At 58.9% G+C, this 24,786-nt stretch carries 4 protein-coding genes (1 of these 4 cut by a window edge); all 4 read right to left on the reverse strand.

Going from position 1 to position 24,786, the window contains the following annotated elements:
* Positions 1 to 1,680: a thioesterase domain-containing protein gene (locus QW71_RS26325; protein ID WP_039306240.1), complete on the reverse strand. Its 1,680-nt coding sequence runs from the start codon at positions 1,678 to 1,680 to the stop codon at positions 1 to 3.
* Entirely contained in the window at positions 1,673 to 14,572 is a 12,900-nt protein-coding gene (locus QW71_RS41515; protein WP_306766069.1) for an SDR family NAD(P)-dependent oxidoreductase, read from the reverse strand. The genes QW71_RS26325 and QW71_RS41515 overlap by 8 nt, the downstream gene beginning before the upstream one ends.
* Positions 14,472 to 15,098: an acyl carrier protein gene (locus tag QW71_RS41520; protein ID WP_052770249.1), complete on the reverse strand. Its 627-nt coding sequence runs from the start codon at positions 15,096 to 15,098 to the stop codon at positions 14,472 to 14,474. Before QW71_RS41520 ends, QW71_RS41515 begins: the two co-directional genes overlap by 101 nt.
* Positions 15,095 to 24,786 carry part of the coding region annotated (locus QW71_RS40070) for an SDR family NAD(P)-dependent oxidoreductase (protein WP_039306246.1) on the reverse strand (this coding region is incomplete at its 5' end). 6,728 nt of the annotated region lie beyond the right edge of the window, so 9,692 of the 16,420 annotated nt are shown. The genes QW71_RS41520 and QW71_RS40070, both read right to left, overlap by 4 nt.

A 24,786-nucleotide genomic window follows, 5' to 3' on the forward strand; every position in this document is an offset into this window, starting at 1 on the left:
CTAATGATTCGCCCTCTGTATTTGATTCGCTTCAATTAACGCAGCGATCGCCTCGGCCGGCGGACCTTCCATACGGTACAGCATTCTGCAAAACGTTCGTACCGCTTCCATCGCGCGCAGATCGGACAACATCCGGTAATGGCTGTCCGACCCGGCCGTCATAACCGACATGCGGGGCAGCCATTCTTCCCACGCCTTCCAGTAAGGGATAGCGTCAGCCGGTCCTTTCCCGTTGTCATCCAGGCAAAAATAAGGCTCCAGCTCTCCATAGAACGACCCGCCCCGGCAGCGGAAATAATAACAGGACGGTTCTTCCGGCGCATCCAGTGGCGTAATAACGTACCGGTCAAGCCCGTAAGCCTCCTGAACGCGGATGCTTTGCGCCATACGCTCGCGCCAAGCTGTCTCGGACCCGTTCAACCCCCGTGCACTGGCCATCCCGAGCAACTGCTCCAGGAACAACTCCGGATCTTCGTGCAAATAAGCACGGGCCTCGTCCTGATGAATAAGACGGCCCGCCCATGATTTGGGCTCCGGCGATAACGCGGATAAGAGTGCCGAGTTCACCGCTTGCAGCGCAATCGTTTTTCTGTAGAATGCCTCGTCTTGAAGCGCTTCCCGGTAAGGGGTGTGCAAATAAGAATCGAGCATGACGATTGTCTGAACGCCCTCTCCAAGCTCTTGAAGCTGCCGGGCAACTTCGTAAGCGATACGCCCGCCAAGCGAGAAACCTCCGAGGTCATACGGACCTTTCGGCTGAACAGACATGATGATATGGACATAGTACGCCGCCATCGCTTGAATGCCGTGCAGCGGCTTGCGGCTGGACATCCAGCCCCGGGCCTGGATGCCGTACATCGGACGCTCGGCTTCTTGAGCGATCTGCTTGTAGCCGCTGACGATGGCGCTTCCTCCGTGAATCCAAAACACAGGACGGCCGGAAGTGCGGTGATTGAGCGCAATCAGCTCGGGAAATAAAGGCCGTGAGCTGGCGGCTTGGCCGGCGGGTTCAGAGCGCTCAGGCAGCTTAATTGGGGCTGCCTGAGCAGTTGCATGCACTTCTTCTACAGGCTCATATATGGGCAACGTGACAGTAGGGAACTGTTCCGCAGGGACCGCTGCCGCCTCTGCGTTCACGGCGGAAGCCAGCCATACCGAAAGCTCCCGCAGGCTCGCGTTCGCATGGATATCCTCCAGGGTAACCGGGACGCCGAAGCGGTTATGAAGGTCCCGGACCCATTCGACCCCCGATATGGAGTCCAGCCCAAATTGGGTGAACGGCTCCTCCGCGTCCACATCCCCCGGCAACATGTCGAGAACGCCAGCCAAGCTTACCGCCAGCTCTTCCCTCAGCTTCTCCGCAGTTGCGGTTCCCGCTGCAGCGCGGGAATGTCCTTCATCTGCAATGCCCGGCAGCAAGGCTTCGGATAAAGGGCGAAGCTTAATGCCGCCCGGCTTCGCGGACGCCAGGGGAGACACCGCGGGCTCCGCTTCCGGTGATAACCGCTGCACCTGGTGACCAGCCACAGCGTTGTTAGAGTGAGAGCGGGCAGCGGATAGCTCCCCGTTCAGTTCTTCAAGCACATTGCCGTGAAATTGCCGCAGCAAATCAAGCGCCTCGGCCTTAGCCAGACGATGCTGTTTCATCTCATTCAACACATATTGCAGGAATTCAGCCATAGGTCCTCCTTTGACGGATCACGTCTCTTATATTCGATTGGATCTCATCGGCCGCACGGTCGATGCTGATGGAATCGTCCATGATCCGATCCAGCAGCTTGCCGTAGAAGCTGCTGTCAAATACATCGCTGCTCAAGCCGCTTGCAGCTGTTGACGCCAGCATGCCGGGGGTCCCGGTTCCTGCCGTCATGAGTTCCGCGGCTGCCGGTTCTTCCTTACGCGGGACCGGGATCGCAAGCGGCTCCGCCGACGGCTGTTCCGCCAGTGGCTGACCTTGGCTGCTTCCCCCTCCGCCCTCCGTAAACCAATACCGTTCTCTGGCGAACGGATAGGCCGGCAGGCTGATGCGCTGCGGATGCGGGCCGTCGTAGAGCTGTGACCAATGGACCTGCATGCCTTTGGTCCACAAGCTCAGCAGCTTGTCGAACTTGCGCTGCCGCATCCACTTGATCAGGACCTCCTGCATTTCATCGTCGGAGCTGAGTGCGGCGATTGTGTCTTTGTTCTCCTTAACCCGTCCCCGGTATAGACCCGGTGCCTCCGAAACACCGTTGCCGAGAAGCTGCAGCACTGCGCCTAACTCTTCAAGTGTTCCGGCAACGCAGGCAGCTCTTTCTTCCATCGCTTCCCGCCCCGTCTGGAGCGTATAAGCGATCCGGCTCAAGTCTGATTCTTCATACCGTCCTTCCTGAATGGCAGACGCAAGCTGCTGGGCGATCAGCTTTAGCTGATCCCCGCTTCTGGCCGACAGCACAATGAGGCACGGCCTGGATGCATCCGTTCTCTGCTGCGGCACGGTGTACGGATTCGGCATATATTCCTCCACGACAAGATGCGCATTGGCGCCTCCCGCCCCAAACGAAGAGATGCCGGCCCGGCGCGGATATTCCCGCCGGGTGCCGTCAATGGTGAGGACAGGCCGGTTCCAATCGGCAAGCTCCTGCTGGACGACGAACGGCGTGTTACCGAACTCGATGCCCGGATTCAGCGTTGTCGCGTGCAGAGAAGGGACGAGCTGCCGATGGCGGAGCATAAGCAGCACTTTGGTCAGCCCGGCGATGCCGGCTGCGCTCTCAGAGTGCCCGATGTTGGACTTCACCGATCCTAGAGAGCAGAATTGCTTATCTTGCGTATCCCGTTCAAACGCCCGGGTCAATCCGGTGATCTCAATCGGATCGCCAAGCGCAGTTCCAGTCCCGTGGGCCTCTATGCAGCTAATCGTTCTGGCATGGACATTGGCCCGTTTGAGCGCATCTGTAACGACCTCATACTGGGCCAGCGGGTTAGGGACCGTATAACCGTTCGTCCGGCCTCCGGCATTGAGCATGCTTCCTTTAATAACGCCATAGATGTGGTCGCCGTCCCGCTCCGCTTTGTCCAGCGGCTTTAGCACAATGGCGCCTACGCCTTCCCCATCAACGAAGCCGTCCGCTCCGGCACCGAACGACCTGCACTGATCCCCGGAGGAGAGCATGTTCATGGCCGACAGCCTTAAATAATGGTTCGGAGACTGAATCAAATTGACACCGCCGGCGATTGCACATTCGCTTGTGCCGTTGTTCAGGCTGTCAATGGCCAGATGAATCGCCGTTAACGAGGAGGAACAGGCCGTATCGACCGCCATGCTCGGGCCACGGAAATTGAACAAATAGGAGATGCGGTTCGCGATGGACCAATAACTGGCACCCGTCGGATAATTCCCGTTCATCGCCCCGACATAAACGCCTACCTTGCCGCTGGCGCATAGCGTAGCAGGCGTATAGCCCGCATCTTCTATGCTTGCATAAGCGGTTTCGAGGAATAGCCGTTCTTGAGGGTCCATCTGCTTCGCTTCTTTCGGCGAGATGCCGAAGAACAGCGGATCGAACCGGTCGTACCCTTCAATGAATCCGCCCCATTTGCTGTACATCGTCCCTCTTTTGCCGCGCTGCGCTTCATAATAATCCGCCCAGTCCCAGCGATCCTTGGAAACTTCGGTAATGCCGTGTCTTCCCGCCTTCAGCTGCGCCCAGAATTCCCGGATATTTCCGGCACCCGGATAACGTCCCGACAGCCCAATGATAGCGATATCGGCTGACGCCGTTACGGCGGCGGATGTCCGGGCAGTATTCTGCGGAATCGAAGCAAACCGGCTGCCCGGCCGCGGATTTCCGGCTGCGCCTGCAAGTGCCGGCTCCGGCTGTGGCTCTTGAATACCGCTGCCATTAGGCCGTGCCCCGCCGGTCCCGGATTCGTCCGGTCCGAGCAGCACCGCGAGCGTCTCCTGATGTGCCGTCAAGAAATATCCGGCAAGCTCTTCGACCGTCTGATATTCGAAAAATACCGTACTGTTCACGCTGCCGAACTCTTCACTTAACGCATTCGTCAGCTGTACAACCAGAATGGAGTCGATTCCGTAGTTTTCGAACCGCTCCCTCGGATCGAGCTGTCCGGTTGGCATCTTGAGCACTTCCGCTATGCGCCGGCGCAAATACGCAATTGTCTTCTCCCTCAGCGTGCCTGCGTAACGCTCTCCTGCCCCTGCCTTCACCGGCTGGACGGGCAGAACGCTAACCCGATTCTCCTTGTTCGCCGCCTCGCTTTTCTCTTGAACGGGCTTCACCTGCTGCCGTACCACGCCATCGCTTTCCGCCATAATAATCTGCTGGCCCCATGCGTGAACAGGCTCAGCAGGGAAATCGACCGAACGGAATCCTTCGTCTTCAAGCACGTTCAGCCACGTCCCCGGCGATAAACCGGGTGAGCCCGCAATACGAAGCCGGGCGTCTTCATACCGCCACCACCCATCGAGCAGCCCGAAGGTCAGATGCGTAAACATCGATTGCCCGTGCAGCTCGTTAAGCAGCAGCAGTCCGTTCTTTTTGAGTAAGGCTTTGGCGTTGCGCAGCGTGTGGCGAATGTTCTTCGTCGCGTGAAGTACATTGGCCGCAATGGCGATATCGTATTCGCCCGGACGAATCTGCTGGCCGGATAGCGGTGACTCGACATTGAATAGCTGATAAGTCAGGAATGGATGGTCCGGTCCATATGTCTCCTTGGCATGGATCAGGAAGGCTTGCGAGATATCGGTATAGCGATATTCCTGAATGTTGTCCGCATATGCCTTCAGCTTGCGCAGGACGCCGGCGCTCGTGCCCCCGGTTCCCGCCCCGATCTCCAGAATGCGAATGCGGGCGGACGGATCGAGCTGAATCCGCTGCTTCACATAAGCGGCAATGATATCGCCTAGCACTTCATTGAAAGCGTCCGCCACCGGATTATGCTTATAGACGCCTTCTACGAGCTCCATGGATGAATTCGGAAATATAATATCCGTTGCCGGAAGCTTGCCCGATAAAATATCCGGAAGTGCACGCAGCGCCGTCTCCGCGAGCGCAATCTGCGCCGCCATTCCGCCGAAAGCGAGCCATTCCTTCTTTTTGCGGTCCCATTCGGACCACAGCGCCTCCATCCTGGAATTGGCTGGATACAGCCCCTTGCCGGCGCTATCTTGCTGCACACCATTTCGCTCTCTAAGTAGTGCAATGCTCGCATCAAGCCATCTTGAATACCGGCCATGGACGCCGTTTCCCTGCACGTAGCCAGTATTGTCCGCTGCCCGGCTGAACATGCCGGACGCAAGCAGCTGCCCTTCGAGCATCCGGCAGAGCTGCGACTCCATATCCTGAAGCGCCGCATATCCTTCCCCGGTAAGCCCTGCCGTCGCGGCCTGCGGGTCAGGGAGAACACGGGCAAGCTGCTCCGCCGATTGAACGCTGTTGTCCGGATGCAGGAATAGCTGTTCGTCCTGCGAAATGCCCTCGATCGTAAGGCCCCCAGTGGTCTTGAGCAGAGCCAGCTGATTCAGCGGGCCGGACAGAAGCCCGCCAAGCGCCTCCATCGCCTCCTCCGGCTCAATGGAGCCTATCCCCATCTGTGCCATGCGTTCCTGATAAGCATCGGAAGCAACGACACCAACACCGCCCCAGTAACCCCAGTTCATCGTTTTGACCGGGTAAGGCGAGCGGGCGGCAAGCTGATGCGCATAAGCATCCATGAATGTGCATCCGGCGGCGTAATTGCTTTGACCCGCCGATTTCATGAAGGCATTCATAGACGAGAAGAACAGAACGAAATCGGGCATTTCCCCGCCGAGCAGCTCCGCCATATTGACGCTCGTATCGACCTTGGCCGCAAGGGCGGACCGAAAACGCGCTTCGTCCATGTTCGCAAGACTTTGGTCCGCCAGCACGATGGCCGAGTGAACAACACCGTCAATGCGGCTGAACCGTTTCTTCGCCGTGTCGTAGGCAAGCTGCAGGGAGCTGCGGTCGGATGCGTCCCCGGAAATATAGACAGGTGCTTCACCGAAGGCACCCAGCCGGTCAAGCTTCGTCTGGATCAGCTCATCCTTCTCGCGCCGTCCGATCCAGACGATATGCGCCTGCCAGGTGCGGATCATATATTCGCTCCACACCTCGCCGATGCCGCCGGCTCCGCCGATCACCACGTAGACGCCGCCTTTTCTGTACAAAATCCGTTCCGGGGAATTATTGCTGCCCCGGTTGACCGGAATGAGCTTCTGGCGGAACCACTCGCCGCTTCGGTAAGCCCAGGCGTTGCCCTGCCGGTCTGCGGGGAGCGACAATAGCTCCTGAAGCGGCCACTGACCGCCGGACTCCAGATCGATTAGCCGTACGCTCCAGTTCGGATATTCTTTGGCGAGCGAACCAATCAGCCCGTGCACGCCGGCGTGTGCCGCATCGACGCCATCTCTCCGGCCTACGCTCTGCGTCTGTCCGGTAATGACCGTCCAGCCGGTCTTGCTGCCTCCTCCGCCTGCAAGCAGCACGGCCTTGATCAGCTTGAACAGCTGGAAGACGCCGCCTTGCTGCGCGCGGGTCAGCGAAACACCGGGCAGCGAGCCGTCGGCAGCATCTGGCGCAATCCAAACGATATGCTCCGGCATCCCTCCGTCCGCAAGCCGCCGGGCGATCTCTTCGATCGTATCCTCCGGCTGGAACCTAAGTGATTGCGCGTGTGGAAGCAGCTGTTCCAAAGCGGAACTGTTCTTAGGACCGGCATCGCCGACAATCGTTATGCGGCTGTCAGGCTTCGGCCACTCTTGAACCCGTTCGACAGGCACGGTGTCCCATACGGGGTGTAACGTCATAAGAGCGGAAGGAGTCTGTCTATCCGCTGCCGCCGTTGCCATAATCCTCGGCTCCGTCCGTACAGCGGTTACGGCATCGCCATCCATCCCCCTTACGGAATAGCCTTTCAGACTTGCGATAACACCGCCCTGTTCATTGCACAGGTCAATGTCCATCTTCCGTACTTTGCCGCTGGCCATGTCGCCCCCGCTCCAACGGACATAGGCCCATACAACGGAGGAGTAACGGCCGTAAACGGTCAACTCCTCAAGCGTAAACGGAAGCATCGGCTTCAAGCCGGCGTCCTCCTGCCCGATGCCGTCCATCAGACCGATCGCGGCTTGGAACGCCGCGTCCGTCAAGCTCGGATGCAGAATGAACCGGTCCGCCGAAGGGATGGCCGATGCAGGAAGAACCAGCTTCGCAAGCGCGCGCCCGTCCCCCGCATACACGCAATCAACAGCCCTGTGGGCTGCGCCGTACTCAATCCCCATCCTTTGGAACGCCGAATAACAATCATCGGCCGTCAGGACGCGAATGCCGCACTTTGCGCGCAGGGACGCCAGTTCCAGTGCAGGAGCAATTTCACTGCCGCTCCATTCCGCACGTCCTTGGCTATAGATGTTATCCCCGCTTGCTCCTGCATTGCCGCCGTAGATCTCGAATGCGATGTCCCCGCTCTCCTGCGGGCGCAGCCCGATATGAACATTCGACGTCCCTTCGCTGATTGTGCAAGGTCTCACCCAGACAACCTCCTTCAGCCGAAGGCCGACCGGAATGCCTTCACTCCTGCCGCTGGCTTGGGCCGCAGCATAAATGGCCATCTCCAGCTGCGCCGCGCCGGGCAGCACCTTCTGCCCCCTGACGACATGATCGGCAAAGAAAAACTCGGTTCCCGTAAAGGCCGAGCTGTAACGCTGCTCCGAGAAGTCGGATGTATTGGCGTACAGCAGCGGATGCAGCAGCTCACCGGCAGGAGCAGCAGACCCGCTCCCCTCGCCTGCGGAGCCGGTATGACCGCCTCCCGCATCCGCCCCCGGCTTCGGCGACCAGTACCGGTTCTTCGCGAACGGGTATAGAGGGAGGGCAATTCGCCGAGGCTTCCGTCCCTGGTACATGCTGCTCCAATCGACCGAAAGCCCTTGCACCCACCAGTCGAGCAGCTTCGTATACTTTCTTTTGGCAAGCCATGCATCGACCGTGTGCTGCAAATCCTCATCTGCCGTTAAGACGGCCGCTGCGCCGTCATTAAGTCTTCCCCGGCCGTAGAACAGATCCCCGGTCGTACGGTCTCCTCTCAGGTAAGCGGCCAGCTTGCTCTCAACCTCGCCTATGCTGTCTGCCAGAAGCGCGAGCCGTTCCTCCATCGCCTCCCGGCCGGTCTGCAGCGTATGGGCTATACTGGCCAAGTCGGCATCGGTGAACGCTTCTTCACGAACTGCATCCAGCAGCGCCTGCGCAAGCGCGCGCAGCCGCTCCTCGTTCTTGGCGGACAGCACGATCACCGCAGGCAGTGGATAAGCCGCCGCGGGACCCGCACCCGCCTCTGCGGCAGGAATATATTCCTCCACCAGCAAATGCGCATTGGAACCCCCGGCCCCGAAGGACGATATACCCGCCCTGCGCGGATATTCCCGCAGCGAGCCGGACTCACGCAGGACCGGCCGCTTCCATTCCGCCAGCTCCCGCTGTACGACGAATGGCGTTGAGGAGAAATCGATGTTCGGATTGAGCACGGAGGCATGCAGGGACGGCGCCAGCTGCCCATGCTTCAGCTGCAGCAGCACCTTCGTCAAGCCGGCAATGCCGGCCGCGCTTTCGCAATGGCCGATATTGGACTTGGCCGAGCCGATGGCGCAAAATGCCTTATCATCCGTATATGCCGAGAACGCGCCCGACAAGCCCGCGATTTCTATGGGATCGCCGAGCGATGTCCCGGTACCGTGAGCCTCGATGTAACTGACCGTTCTCGGGTCGAACCCCGCCCTGCTCATCGCCTGCTTGATCACTTCAGCCTGGGCATTGGGATTCGGAACCGAGTACCCGTTCGTTTTGCCGCCGTGATTGATTGCACTTGCTTTGATCACGCCGTAAATCCGGTCCCCGTCCGCAATCGCTTCGGACAACGGCTTGAGCAGCACCGCGCCGACGCCCTCCCCGGGCACGTAGCCGTCGCCGCCTTCGCCGAAGCTTTCGCAGCGGCCCTTGCTCGACACGAATTTCCCCTGCGCAAGCATCAGATATTTGTTCGGATGAAGCGACAGGTTGACGCCTCCGGCAACGGCTACGCCGCACTCCCCTTGCTGGATGCTTTGACAGGCCAGATGAATGGCGGTCAGGGACGAAGAGCACATCGTATCGACGGCTATGCTGGGCCCCTGGAAGTTATACCAATAGGACACCCGGTTCGCAATCGAAGACGGGCTGCCGGCGTACGCGATTCTTCTGCCCGAAAGCTGCTCCTGCGCCCCGTACAGCTGGTACTCCTCATACATGACGCCGGCATAAATACCCACCGGAATCCGGCGGTTCAGCTTCCGGTTGAACGCAACCGATTCCCTCGTATAACCGGCGTCCTCCAGTGTATGGTAGACGCATTGCAGAAACAGCCGCTCCTGGGGATCCATTACTTCTGCCTCCAGGGGCGAAATTTGGAAGAACAACGGATCGAACTGATCCATCCCGTCCAGGAAACCTCCCCATTTGCTGTAAGTGGTGCCCAGCTTGTTCTTATCTTCGTCGAAATAAAGGGAGTGATCCCATCTTTCCGGCGGGATCTCCGTAATGCAATCCCGTCCCTGCTGCAAATTGAGCCAGTATTCCGCCACATCCGGCGCTCCCGGGTAACGTCCCGCTATGCCGATAACGGCAATATCGATTGGACCGTCTTGCCCGTGCTGCCTTAGTGCCGGGGAAGGGCTGCCTGCCGTCGCCAACGCCGGTGAAATCCGGGAACGGGGCTGCCTGCCTGTAGAAGGCCGGATTAGTCCGGTCACCGGAGGTGCTGTCTTGGCAGCAGCTCTGTTATCGTCCGCAGGTGGTCTGCCGGAGCCCAGAAGCTCCTTCAGTTTGGCTTGATGCGCCCTGAGGAAATAGTCCGTTAAGGCGGCAAGGTTCTGGTATTCAAAAAACAACGTTTTGGACAAGGGGCCGAACACTTTCTCCAGTTCTCCGGTCAGATCCATCACCATAATCGAATCGATCCCGTACTTCTCCAGCGGGACATGCTCGTCGATCCGGTGGGACGGCAGCTTGATCGCAGACGAAAGCAGCCTTTTAAAATAATGGACCGCCTGCTCCCGGAATGCGGCCGGCAAGTCGGCAGGCGCGGGGGAACCCCCTTCTGCATGCACCGCCGGAGCCTCCAGTGGTTCAGCTTCCCTTGGAGCCGGCATACGTTCCGCCAAATGCTCTGCCAGCTGGCGAATGGTCGGATATTCAAGCAGTTCGACCGGTGTTACCTTGAACCCGACAGCCTCGCCTATGCTCACTGCGGCAGTTTGCATCTGATGCGCATCGAAGCCGAATTCGTCCCAATCGGTATCGATATGAATCTCGCTGCCGGGAACGGTGAGCAACCCGGATACGGCACGGACTGCGGCAGCGAGAATCTTTTCCTTCGTTCCGCCATCCGTATTCCGCTTCACAGGAGCTGGCGCCGGGGATGGGGTTGCCCCAACCTTTGAGCTAGCCGCCAGCTTGTGCAAGGCGCTCCGCAATTGTGCCGGCTTGCCTTGGACGACCATGACCTGGCTTCGCTCTGAAGCGAAGGCGCGATAAAAGGCGGAGAAGCCGCTGTCCGTCTGAAGCGGCACGAAGCCGAACGTATCCTGGAGCCTCTTCACCGTGCTTTCGCTCACGCTCATCCCGCCGTCCTTCCAAAGCGGCCAATTAATGGACAGCGTGCGGCCTTGGCGCTGCCCGGCTGCCGCCAGCTCGCTGCGGTATGCAGCGAATGCATCCATATAGGCATTGGCTGCCGCATAATCGGCTTGACCGGCATTCCCCATGCTGCCCGCAGTGGACGAAAACAGCACAAAAAAGTCTAGCTCGAGATGGCGGGTCGCCTCATCCAGATAGGCTAAACCGGTTACTTTAGGAGCCAGTACGTCCGCAAGCTCCTGTATGCCCTTCTTCACGATCAAGCTGTCACGCACGATTCCCGCGCTGTGGATAATACCCTGCAATTTGCCAAAGCGTTCCCCGATATCCCGTATAAGGCCGAACATGGCCTGCCTGTCGTTCATGTCGGCCTGCCGGTATTCGGCCCGGACGCCTGCGGCGCGAAGCTGCCGGAGCTGCTCCTCCTTATCCGCATCGAGCGGAGACCGTCCGGTCAGAACAAGCGTTGCCTGCTTGGCCTGCCGGCCTGCCTCCTTGGCGAATAGCCGGCCGAGGCCGCCTGTGCCGCCTGTAATTAAGTACACTCCATTGTCTCTCCACGGCGCAGCAGTAAGCCCGCCGGATGCTTCAAGCTCATTCCAGCGCAATACATAGCGGATGCCGTTCTGATAGCGGATTCTCGTGTCCTGTGGGCTTCTGCCGTCGTTCTGCAGCTGAATGGCGAAGTCCGGAGCACTGCTTCCGGCTCCGGCTTCCGCTTCGATCAGCTGAACGGCAAGCTTCGGATGCTCCAGGGCGGCCGTCTGCAGCATTCCTGCCAATCCAGCCAGCAGCCGCTCTTCGCCCTTGCCGGAGATGATGAGCTGCACCAGAGCCGAGCCGATGGAAGAATCGTTCACAACGGCTTGCAGCTCGTTCAGTGCCAGCGCTGCGTACCGGCCGAAACGCAGACAGGTTTCTTCCTCCGCAGCAACCAGATTGCAAATGCGCCAGCGGCGGCTAAGCGGCATGCCGTTCCAGCAAGCGTCCAGGCTGTCTGCCAGCTCTTGCTGCCCGCACAGCATGACGAGATGAAGATCGAACGGTGCCGTTCTGCTGCCCTGATCGGATTGGCCCGCTGTTTGCTCTTCCCAGACTGGCTCAAGCAGCAGCGTTTCCGTTGAATCTTCTTCCGCCGGGTGATCCAAAGCACGAACGGAGAAACCTCTGATCTTCACGCATACGGCTCCTTGTTCATCGCATAGGTCGGCATCAAGCTTCCGAACGCCGCCGTACACCTCTCCTTCGCCTGAGCGGATGTACACCCACATCGACGAAAGACAGGGACGGATAACCTCCACGTTCTCCACGGCAAAAGGAAGAAGCGGGTGAAGGGGCGCCCGACTTTCTTCCCCGAGCAGCAGCCCGAGCGACGCCTGTAAAGCGGAATCCAGCATGCCCGGATGCAGAACGAAGGCATCGCCCGTTCCCCATACCGGTTCCGGAAGCTTAAGTCTGGCAAGCACCTGTCCCTTGCCGATATACATCTCTTCCAATCCCCGGTGGGCCGGACCATACCGGATTCCCATCGCTTCGAACCGCTCATAGCTTTCGGAGGCAGTTATCCGCGCTGTACCACATTGCGAGCGGATCGCATGCAAATCGATCACGCTCCGCGCTTCGGATGAAGCCTCCAGCATCAGGCGGCCTTGGCTGTGTACGGCCGCGATGTCCCCGGATTCAGCTGAGGAGCCGGTGATCTCGAAGGATACGCTGCCGTCCTCTTCCGGATACAGCGCGATATGAACCTGAACAGGCTCTTCCCCTGCGGCGAGAGGACGGGACCACGAGACATGCTGAAGCCGGATTCCTGCCGTTCCGGCCCGAAGCGATTGCTGTGCGGCAGCGTCTGCCGACTTCTCCAATGCGGCCCGGGCCATTTCGAGATAGGCCGATCCCGGCAGGAGCCGCTGGCCGTTGACGACATGATCCCTGAAGAAAAACTCGTCCCCCGTGAACACGGAGGTGAATTTCTGCCCGGCAAGATCGGACGTATTGTGCTGCAGCAAAGGATGACCCGGCGCTGCCGGACCAAGCCTGTCCGCCAAGCGTGTGCTCAAGGCGGGCTGGATGTCAGGAATAGCAAACCTTTCCCTGGCAAAAGGATGTGTCGGCAATCCCGCCAGCCGCTTGGCGTCCGTTTGGCGGTACTGGAGGACAGCCTGTCCCACATCGGTTCCGCCAATCCACAGCTCCGCCAATTTTTTGTATTTCCCGCCCGTCAGCAATTGCTGCAGGAATTGTCTGCCTTCCGCCGTGTCGGCGAGATCGGTGCCTTCCTTCTTGCCGGCCGCTCCGGCATAACGGCCCAGTGCCGGTGCCGGAGCAAGCCGTTGCTCCCCCGCCAGTTCCTCCAATTGCTGCGTAAGCTGGGCTATGCTGCCGGTTACGGCCGCAAGCCGGTATTCCATCGGGGTTCTGGCGGCTTGATACGTATACAGGAAGCTCCCGGTGTCCACGTCAGGGTGTGAACGTAAATACGCATGCACAGACCGGGCGTACTCCCGCAAGCTTGCCTCGCTGGCCGCAGAGAGCATGAACAAGCCTTGTTCCACGGCAGCCGGCCTGTCATCCGCCAACGGCACGGCTGCTTCATGCGCCTCAACGACGAGATGCGCGTTCGTGCCGCTGAAGCCGAACGAGCTTACCGCAGCGAGCCGCGACGATTTCGCGTTTAGCGGCCATTCCTGCAGACATGTGTTTACGTAGAAAGGGCTGCCTGCGAAATCGATATGCTCATTCTCTTTGCGGAAGTGGATCGAAGGCGGCATCTGCATATGCTTGAAGCTAAGCAGCACTTTTATTAAGCTAAGCACGCCTGCGGCGGCGGTCGTATGCCCGATATTGCCTTTCAGCGAGCCGATGGCACAATACTGTTTGTTCGATGTAAATTTGCCGAACGCATGGCTCAGCGCGTGAATTTCAACCGGGTCGCCCAGCTTCGTAGCCGTTCCGTGCGCTTCCGTATATTGAATATCCTCCACGTTGATTCCATACCGCTCATACACCGATTGCTGCAGCTTGCTCTGGGAGAGGAAGCTCGGCGCCGTAATGCCTGAAGTTTGACCGTCCTGGTTGGTGCCGCTCCCGCGAATAATCCCATAGATCGAATCGTTGTCGCGCAGGGCGTCCTCAAGCCTTTTTAGAATGACGATGCCTGCGCCGTCACCGACGACGATGCCATCCGCATCGTTATCGAACGGGCGGCACATTCCCGTAGGAGACAGCATGCCGGCATTGTTCATGAACAGAAAGGCACCGGGATGGGTATAGATCGTTATTCCGCCGGCAATGGCCAGATCGATAGCGCCATTCCGCAGCTTCTCACAAGCAAGGTCGATGGCGACTAGAGAAGAAGAGCATGCCGTGTTGACCGCAAGCGCCGGACCTTTGAGATCCAGGCAATACGCAATGCGGGCCGCCATAATACTCGTGTCGGTGCCCAGCATAGTATGGTGGGAGTAATCCTGCGCGGAGGGATACCCCATCGAGCCTATGAACGTGCCGACCTGTCCGCCCTGCCGGGCATATCCGGCATCTTCCAGCGCCCGGTAGCATTCCTGCAGAACGATGCGCTGCGCCGCATCCATCGCTTCCGCTTCTTTGGGCGATATATTGAAGAACAGCGGATCGAAGTGCTCGATACCGTCCATAGCGCCATACCGGAGGGGCACAGGCGAGGAGGAATGCGCTTGGATGTAAGCGATCCACTCCGGATTGTCCATCATCCGGGTGCAGTCCTTTCCTTGCGAAACGATCTCCCAGAACTCGTCTTGATTAGCAGCCCCGGCGGTCCGGCACGACAGCCCGATGACGGCGATCCCGCCGGAGACGGACCCTGCAGGGTTCGCCTCCCCAGAACTCGTCTTGATTAGCAGCCCCGGCGGTCCGGCACGACAGCCCGATGACGGCGATCCCGCCGGAGACGGACCCTGCAGGGTTCGCCTCCGGCGGCCGGGATACACTCCCCTGTTGCTGCGATTGCTGCACCTTCTCCTCGCGGGTAGGTACACCGGCAGGCATTCCGGCCGGTCCGGGAACCGGAACGAAGTCCACCGCGGGAACCGTCATTTTTGCCGTGAATTCTGATGACACCTTCGTTACCGGCCCGGCGGACGGCAGAGCACCGCTTGCGTGCATCTGCCCGGCGACATAAACGGCCAACGCTTCGAAATTATGGCATTCGACGAGAATGCTGGTCGGGAGCGACAAATCGAAGCGGACGTTGATTGCTTCCAGCAATTCGACCAAATTAACGGACGAGATGCCAAGCTCCTTCAGCGATTCCGCCTCCAGCAATTCTTCCCGGTCCAAACCAAGGACCTGCCCGAATACGAGCACCAAGCTTTCTCTAACAACATCCAGCCTTTCTTCAAGTGAATCCGGCCTATTCCCAGAAATCATAAGATTGCTCCCTTCAACGGTCTCTCCTGCTGCGTTATAGACGTCGGCGGATAGGTCTTCTGCCCGAGATGCTTCATTTCGTTCAGCGCTTCCGCGTACGGGGTTTTGTGCGCGATTCTGATTTCGTTGAACGATTTCAGCTCCGCTTCGGTCATCGCCGTCTCCTTACAGAGCTTGAACAGGCAGTAGCTGGTCCAGCCCCGCTCGAGCGAGATGGCGTTATTGGCATAGCTGCGCAGCGAATCACGCGCGACCGGAACTAATCCCTCCGTGTTCCGCTCACAATCCGGATCGTACAAATAATTGGCGACCCGGGATGAAACGTCGATAATCTCCTCGATAGCCAGGCCGCAGCGCGCCAGCACGCCGGCCCATTCCGCCGCAGTCGCAATCGCAATGCCAATGTCCGCATCAACGATCGGCCCGCGCAGATTCGCGATGAAATCCATCAGCAGCACTTGGCCGTCTTCCGCCAAGGAAGCGGCAATATTCGCGAACAAGGCGGTTTTGTCCGGGATGTGGCAGCACACCTCAATCCCGATGACGAGATCGTAGCAGTCAGGGAAGCGGTCAACCGCGCTGTCCCGGTGATAAATTGCTGCACGGGAGCTTAGATTCAGCCCTTCAATCCGTTTGTTGCCCAGCTCCGCCTGTCCCTTCGAAATGGTATACCCGTGCGCCTTGATATCTGGATACAGCGAAGCGATTTGAATGACATCGGTACCATGGCCGCAGCCGATATCCAGTACGGAGCGGACACGGCGGAAATCCGCTTTATAGAACAATACCTGCCGCAGTTCGATCTGTTTATCCTTGACAAGGGCTGCTTCATCCGGATACCGCTCCGGATTCAGCAGCACCCTGCTCATCGAGAAGCCGGGAATCCGCGATTCGAACGGGCAAAACGTTAAATATTCTTCCTGAAATTCCGCCGAGCGGTCGACGGTGTTGAACGAGTACAGCTCCGCCGCCTTATTGCCGTCGTCCGGCCCCGAAGGAGGCAGGCTGACAGCCATATGCTGAACGGATACGTTACGGTTCTCTTGCGGCCAGCATTTTCTTTTCCTGAAAGGATACCCCGGAGCTGAAACGATTCTGGCGCTTCCGGCTTCGTACAGTTCTGCCCACGGCACCTGCATCCCCCCGGCCCAAAGCGAGGCGAGCTGGAGAAGGTCGCGCTCCCTCACCGCCTTACCGGCTGTCTCGGCAGTGGCGGATGCAGGCGTCTGATGTCCGTGAGTTCCCGAACTTCCGCCATAGATGGCAAGCCCGCCGGGAAGCGTTGCGGCCGTTCCGTCGATATAAGCGCTTAAGCCTTGCACCAACGCCTCTTTCGATGGTGTCACAATCGCAAGACGACATTTCATCGCCTCTCTGCCCACGCTCAGCGTATAAGCCAGGTCGCGCAAAGCGACGTCAGCCGAACGGCCGCTGTCCATATAATCTGCTAATTGCCGGGCCGCCGCCTGCAGGCGTTCATCGTTCTGCGCGGACAAAATAACGGCATAAGCCGCCGGTGAAGGGCACTCCCCCTGCGGCTCCGCTAATGAAGGAATATATTCTTCAATCACGGCATGCGCGTTCGTCCCGCTAATTCCGGTCGTGGATACCGCTCCAAGTCTGGCCTGGCCTGGCCGGGATGTCCATTCCCGCACTTCCTGTGCAATATAAAACGGGCTTTCCTTGAATGAAATCAGCTCGCTCAGCGATTCAAAGCCGGACACCGGCATAATCGTCTTCCGGTGTATTGCCGTCACCATGGCGATTAGACTGACAACCCCCGAAGCGGCGAAGGTATGGCCGATCAGCGGCTTGACGGAACCGACAGCGCAGTGGCCTTTTACATCGCTAAGCTTCCGGAATGCAGATGAAAGAGCCTCCATTTCGATCGAGTCTCCGATCTTCGCGCCAACGCTGTGTGCCATCAAAAAACCGATTTGTTCAGGACGTATGCCGCTGCGTTCATAAATCTGCTTAATCAGCTGCTCCTGGCTTAACGGGTTCGGAGCGGAAATGCCATTCGTCTGGCCGTCATAATTGACACCGCTTGCTTTGATCGTGCCGTAGATGCGGTCGTTATCCGCAATTGCCTTCGACAGCGGCTTGAGCACGACAACTGCCGCCGCCTCGCCCGGAACGAGTCCGTTGGCCCGGCCGTCAAATACGCTGCATATACCGTCCGGCGACAGCATGTTCGCTTTGCCAAGTCCGGCATACATGCGGGGCGATACGGTTAGGCTGACGCCTCCCGCCACCGCCATGTCGCAGTCCCCGCTCCGCAGCGCCAGACAGGCTTGATGCACTGCTACCAGTCCGGAGGAGCAAGAAGCCGTCAACGTGAAATTCGGCCCTTTCAAATCCAGCTTGTATGCGATCCGCGCCGACAAAGTTGCATTCTGATTGGAGCTGATCTGCCCTTCCCCTCCGGTGACATCAGCATATTGGCTCTCTTCCGCTCCCACATACACACCGCAGAGCTTCCCTCTGATCCGTTCGCCCATGTAGCCCGCATCCTCCAGAGCATGCCAGGCTTCTTCGAGGAACAGCCGCTGCTGAGGGTCCATCAGCTCCGCCTCTTTGGGCGAGATCTCGAAGAACAAAGGATCGAACCGGTCAATATCCGGGACGAACCCTCCCCATCGGGACACGCTGGTTCCCGGCTCCTTGCGGGGATCGCCGCTATACCTCCTCCAATCCCATCGTTCGGGCGGTATTTCCGAAATGGCTCTTGTTTCCGTCACAAGATTGCTCCAGAAGGTGTCAATGTCGGATGCGCCGGGGAACCTCCCGCTCATGCCGATGATCGCAACCGGCTCCGGAATACCGGCCGTTGAAGCGCCCTTCGGCACCTGCGCCGCCGGCTGCGGCGAAACGGATGATTCGGATAACAGGGCAGATTTCTGCTCACCGGAAACCTCACCGGACATCTCGTTGAGAACAGGTTCCAGACTTGCCTGCACATCAGCTTCTTCAGCGCGCCGGTAATAGGACCGGACAGCATTCTCATGGCCCGTAAGCAAATATTCTTTTAGCTTCTCAATCGTCGGATAGGCGTAAAATAACGAAGGCCCGAAGTCGATTTCATACTGCTTGGCCAGCAGCTTGGCGAACTGCGTGAGCGAGATGGAATCGAAACCATAGTCTACGAGATTCTCCCCTGAATCCAGCTTGTTCAGCGGAATGCTGAGCAGGCTGCCGATATGATTCTTCAGATCGCGCTCCATGCACTCCTCCAGACGGAGAGCACCCTGCGCATGCTCCGCTGAGCTCTCTAAGCGGACGAAAGATGCAGGCGCGAAGTCCGCTGAAGAGGTTCCGATGCGCAGAAAACGCCCGATTCTTCTGCTGTCCCCGGCAAGCACCAGATAGCGTCCGCCGGCCCTTGAGATGAGATCACTGAATACAGCAAGCCCTTCTTCCACTTCAAGATACCGCTGTCCGCTCGCTTTCAGATACATGCCGCTCTGCTCTTCCTCCGAGAAGCCCATGCCCCCGTCTCTCCATAGAGGCCAGCCAACGGCAGCCGTATGGCCGCGCCGCAGCCCCTGCTTCCGCAGGGCGTTCCGGTAATCCGCATAAGCCATCTGGAACCGGTTGGCGGCGGCATAGTCACAGGAACCGAAGTCACCCAGTACGGCAGAGGTTGAAGAGAACAGACAGAAGAAGTCAAGCGGCTCCTCCAGCAGCAGCTCGTCCAGGACAGCCGTGCCCTCCGTCTTCGGACGAAGCACCTGCCGGAATTCCTCCGCACTCTTCTCCATAACGCTGCGGTTCACCTGGATACCCGCAGCGTGAATAACTCCGTTAATCGGGCCGAACCGTGCTTTGGCCCGGGCGATTCCCTCCTGCATACGCGGAAGATTGCATAGGTCCGCCTGCATGTATTCGACACAGCTGCCCAGTGCCTCCAGCATCCCGAGCTTCTTCTTAATCGTGTCATCCACAGCCGAACGGCCGGTTAGAATAAGCTGAACCCCGTGCGTCCTGGCGGCGTGCTCGGCGAACAGATAACCAAGCCCCCCGCAGCCGCCTGTAATTAAATAGGTGCCCCCCTTCTTCCATACCGGCTGAACGCAGACGTGATCCGCTGCCCTGCGTACTGTGCAGACGTTCCGCTTGCCTTCAACATACAGCACATTCCGTACGCCGGAAGAGCGCAGCTCGGTGCCTATTTGCTCCAGCCAATCCTTCATGTTCGCGTCTTGCCCATGTAATCCGGCCTCCGCCAGCCATACACCCATAGACGTATCGGGAAGCACGTTTCCAAGCGAGCGCTGTATCCCGATCCACGATTCGGCATAGCAGCGCTCAAGCCCGTTCGCAAAGGCAGCCGCAGCTATTAATTTCCGCACCTCCAATTTGGTAGAGGCAAGTGCCTGAATGGTATGAACAAGTGCAGACGGATCTTGAACATGCTGCGGATTTTCGAGCGGCCACATGTAGAGCAGCGCATCGGCGTTACCATACTTGACGGCTATGTCACGGAAAGCTTCTGCCAAGGAGGCGCTATCGTCTCCCCGGACCCTGTACGTATCCTCAAGCCGCTCGCCGCCGCCTGGTTGTTCGCTGACGAAGACGATGCGTGCATGAGGTGAGCTGAGCCTCACCGCATTGGATAGGATCTGCTGACTCCGGCGGTCCGACAGGAAGCACACAACCGTTTCAAGCTGAACTTGCCCGGCAGCAGGCATTTCTGCCCCGGTCTCTTCCTCCCAGATTTCCTCGAAGATCATGGGTTCGTCTTGCTCCTGCGGCGCCGGGTGACGACTCGGCCGTTCGGCCTGCCTGTTCTTCGGGAGTACCTGCTGCTCACCGGCTGTGTCCATGGCAGGTGCCGCCGGGAAGGGACTTCCCTTCATCCAATACCGTTCTCTGGCAAAAGGATAGGTCGGCAGCGATATGCGCCGCGGCTTTGACGGCAGGCCATCATACAGCCCGCCCCAATCCAGACGAAAGCCCTTGACCCATAGGTCGAGGAGCTTGGCGAATTTGCCGTGCCGAATCCATTTGTCCACGGTTTCCTGCATATCCTCATCCGCCGTCAGCGCCGCCAGCACTTCTTGGTTCGCTTTCACATGACCGCGGTGCAGTTCCGGCTGATAGCCGTCCCCGCGCAGATATTCGCGAAGCCGCAGGTGCAGGTCGGCCATTGATACCACTGTGAACGCTAACCGTTCCTCCATCTCCTCGCGTCCGACCTGCAAAGTATAGGCGATGTCCACAAGATCGGCATCGGAATAGCCATTCGTTTCGGCCGCCGCAAGCAGACGCTGGACTCTCTCCTTCAGGCGGTCCCCGTTTCTCGCTGACAGCACAATCAGGAACGGACGGCCTGCCGCTGCCGCTGCGGGTCTTTCGTTCCGCACCTCTGGAACAAATTCCTCAACGATCAGATGGGCATTCGCTCCGCCTGCTCCGAAGGAGGAAATGCCCGCACGGCGCGGAAATTCCCTGCGGATGCCGCCGAGCTCCACAGTCGGCCTTTGCCATTCCCCAAGCTCCTGCTGAACGAAGAACGGAGTCTCGCCGAATGTAATATCCGGATTCGTCTCCTGCGCATGCAGAGTAGGCGCAATCTTGCGGTGCTTCAGTTGAAGCAGCACCTTAGCCAGCCCTGCCATGCCCGAAGCGCTTTCCGTATGGCCGATGTTGGACTTCACAGAGCCTATAGCGCAAAACTGCTTGTCGGACGTTTCCCGTTCGTACGCTTTGGTAAGACCGGAAATTTCGATCGGATCGCCGAGCGCCGTCCCCGTGCCATGCGCCTCCACATACGTAACGGTTCGGGCCGGAACGCCTGAGCGCCGCAACGCTTCTGCGACCGCCCCGCGCTGAGCATCCGGGCTGGGAACCGTGTAGCCGTTCGTTCGTCCGCCTGCGTTCAAGGCGCTTCCCTTCAGAACGCCATAGATATGATCGCCGTCTGCAAGGGCGGCCTCCAGCGGTTTAAGCACGACTGTGCACACGGTCTCGCCATCGACGAAGCCGTCCGCTCCCGCACCGAACGCCCTGCAGGTGTCACCAGAGGAGAGCATGGTCGCCGCCGACAGCTTCAGATAATGGACCGGGTCCACGATCAGGTTAACACCGCCGACGACGGCGCATTCGCTCATCCCGCTGTAGAGGCTCTCCAGCGCCAGATGCACAGCCGTCAAGGAAGACGAACAGGCTGTATCGACCGCCATACTTGGTCCCTGAAAGTTCAGCAGGTATGAGACCCGGTTGGCAATGGACCAGTAGCTGGCCCCTGTCGGATAACTGCCGTTCATCACCCCTGCGAATACACCGACCTTCCGGCTGGTGCTAAGACTCGCAGGCGTATAGCCCGCATCCTCTACGGAAGCGTAAGCAGATTCAAGAAACAGCCGCTCCTGAGGATCCATCTGGGCGGCTTCCTTCGGCGATATGCGGAAAAACATCGGATCAAAGGCATCGATATCCTCGAGGAAGCCTCCCCACCGGGTATACATCGATCCGCTCTTGCCCTTCTCTTCGTTATAATAACTTCGCCAATCCCACCGCTGCGGCGGAATCTCAGAGATACAGCTTCTTCCCTGCTTCACGTTCTCCCAGAATTCGTTCACCCCGCCGGCCATCGGGAATCGGCCGGATAAACCGATAACCGCGACGTCTTGCACGTACGATGGCTTGGATTCCGAATTTGATACCGGCCTCGGTATCGATTCAGGCTCCGTTGCCGTCCTGGAAACAAACCGGCGCTTGGTCATCAAGGATGCCGTAGGTGGACGAAGCGGCGCGGAATGCACAGAAGGCACGGAACCGGCTCCCGGTAATCCGGCTGCCTCCGCAATGCCGTTCTCCATGCCGACCAGCTTCCGCAATCCGTCCTCCTGCGTCTGAATGAAATGCTCGACCAGCGAATCAATCGTCCTGTGCTCGAAAAACAAAGTTGAGCTGACCGAAGGTAGCGCTCCGCGCAGTGACTCCGTCAGCTGAACGACCAGAATCGAGTCGATGCCGTAGCTTTCGAACGGTTCTGAGGCGTCGATCCGGTGATCCGGCAGCTTAAGCACGTCCCCGATCAGCCGTTTGAAATAGCTGCGGCTTCGCGCGCGCAGCTCCTCCTCCGGCACACGGGTATCCGCAGCCTCCGCAGCAGCCGCAGGTTGGTTCCTTTGGAAGCTAACGGCTTCAACTTTTACTGCCGCATGACTCGCCTTTACTTCCTTATGAACCTTTGGACTGCCGTCCGGCTGGGCCTGGAGACGTTGCCTTGCAATTCCGTCACTGTGCGCCGCAATAATCTGCTGCCCCTTGTCATGGGCGGCACCGGCCGGGAAGATGATCCGCCCGAACCCTTCCCCGGCGAGAACAGCCTGCCACGTATCTGGAGCAAGCCCCGGACAACCCGGCGCGCGCAGCGCAGCATCTTCATACGCCCACCAGCCTTCCAGCAGACCGAAGGTGATATGGGTAAACAAATCGCTGCGCGTGATTTCGTTCAGCAGCAGAATGCCCCCGCTTCGCAGCAGCGCCTTCGCATTGCGCAGCGCCGTGCGGATATCTCTGGTCGCATGCAGAGCATTCGCCGCGATGACGACATCATAGCTGCCGGCCGCATACCCCTGCTCCTGAATGCCGTTCTCGGCATTAAAGATGCCATAAGCCAGATAAGGATAACGCGGGCCGTATTCCTTCTCTGCATGCTGAAGAAACGCCCGTGAGAGATCCGTATAGGCGTACTCCTGGATCCGGTCCCGGTAAGGCTCCAGCTTGCGCAGCACCCGGCTGCTCGTTCCGCCGGTCCCTGCGCCGATCTCCAGAATGCGGATCTTTGCGGACGGATTGTGCCTGATACGCTGCTCCACATAGGCGACAGCCGTGTCGGCCAATACGTCGTTGAAGTAATCGGCATGGGGATTGTTCTTATATATTCCTTCGACCAGATGCATGGAGGAATTCGGGAACATGACTTCTGTGGCCGGCCGCTGCCCGGTTAGAATATCAGGCAGCGCGCGCAGCATCGTCTCCGCCAGGATAACCTGTGCTTCTAATCCTTCGGCGTCCAGCCATTCCTGCCTGCGGCCGCTCCACTCCTGCCAGAGTGCAGCCGTCTCCTCCTCAGGCAATTCATTCAGCGGATCGGACACTCCAGCGTGCTCCGCAAGCAGTTGTACACTTGCCTCCAGCCACTTACCGAACATCGCCTGCCGCTCCAGCCTGCCGTTAGCAAGGGGGGCAGCGGTTGTACGAAGCTGCTTGAGCAGCAGCCGCGCTATCAGCTGTTCCAGCTCACGGGCCGCCGGGCTGCTCAGCGCTTGGGCCTGCCGGGTCTGCCCTTCCTGGATATCATCCGCCATGTGATGGAATATGCCGCCGCCCGGTGAAGCATCACCTTGTGCGGAATAGACCGAGGCTGCCTGCCGGACATCGATCATTTCCATAGCCCCGGGGTTCGCCGTCCGGACCAGTGCCATCTGATTCACCGGACTGGCCAGCAGCGACTCCAGCGCAGCCATTGCCTCCGGCGGCTCAATGGAGCCGATTCCCCTGTTAGCCATGCGCTCGCTGTATTCCCGGGATGCGACAGCTCCAACGCTTCCCCAATATCCCCAGTTCATCACCTTGACGGCACACGGCCACACTCCTGCCAAATAGCTGGCATATGCATCCTTAAAGGCGCAGCCTGCGCTATAATTGCTTTGTCCTGCGGATCTTGCAAACGCATTGATGGAGGAGAAGAACAGCACGAAATCGAGCGGCTCGTCCCGGAATACTTGGCCTATCCTCACAGATACATCGACCTTGGCGGCAAGGGCCGCCTGGAAACGTTCTTCGTCCATGTTCGCAAGTAACTGATCCCGCAGCACAAGCGCCGCATGCACAATGCCGTTAATGCGGGAATAGCGCTGCTTGATCTCAAGATAAGCGCGCTGAAAAGACTGCAGGTCGGCCGCATCTGCCGCAATATATTCGGGCGCCGGACCCAGAGCCGCAAGCCGGTCGATACCGGCTTGAATGCCGGAATCCTTCTCCCGCCTTCCAATCCATATCACATTGGCCTGGTAGGTCCGGATCATATATTCGCTCCACGCTTGGCCGATGCCGCCTGCACCTCCAATTACTATATACACGCCGCCCTCCTGGAAGAGCGTCGGTTCGGAAGCGGCTTCCTGAATCGGGACGAGCTTCTGCTTGTGCCATTCGCCCGTACGGTAGACCCAGGAATTTCCTTGCGGTTCCGCCGGCAGCCTGAACATATCATCAACAGGGAACTCCCGGCCCGCTTCCAGATCGACAGCGCGTACCTGCCAGCCCGGATATTCTTTGGCCATTGACCCTGCCAGTCCGTGAACCCCGGCATGTGCCGTCTTCAGCGGGTCACAGGAATGGATAGGCTGCGACTGCACCGTCACCAGCGTCCATTCCAGCGGCTGGCTACCATATTTTAATTGAAGAAACGCTTTGATCAGGCGGAATACTTGCAGCACCCCGCGCTCCTGCTCCCCAATCCATGCTTCATCAGCAGGGGATTCGATCGTATTCTCCGCTGCAATCCACACCACATGCCGGACCGGACCCTGCGCCTGAAGCCGCTGCGCAATCATATCCGCCGTTTCTCCCCCCATAAGCTCCATCAGGGAAGCGCCGGCAAAGTACTGCATCACCCGGTCGCGTATCACCCCGGGCGTTCCGATCACTAATGATCCTTCCCCATCCAGTGAAT

It is taken from the genome of Paenibacillus sp. IHB B 3415 (assembly GCF_000802655.2).
Classification (GTDB): domain Bacteria; phylum Bacillota; class Bacilli; order Paenibacillales; family Paenibacillaceae; genus Paenibacillus_AQ; species Paenibacillus_AQ phytohabitans.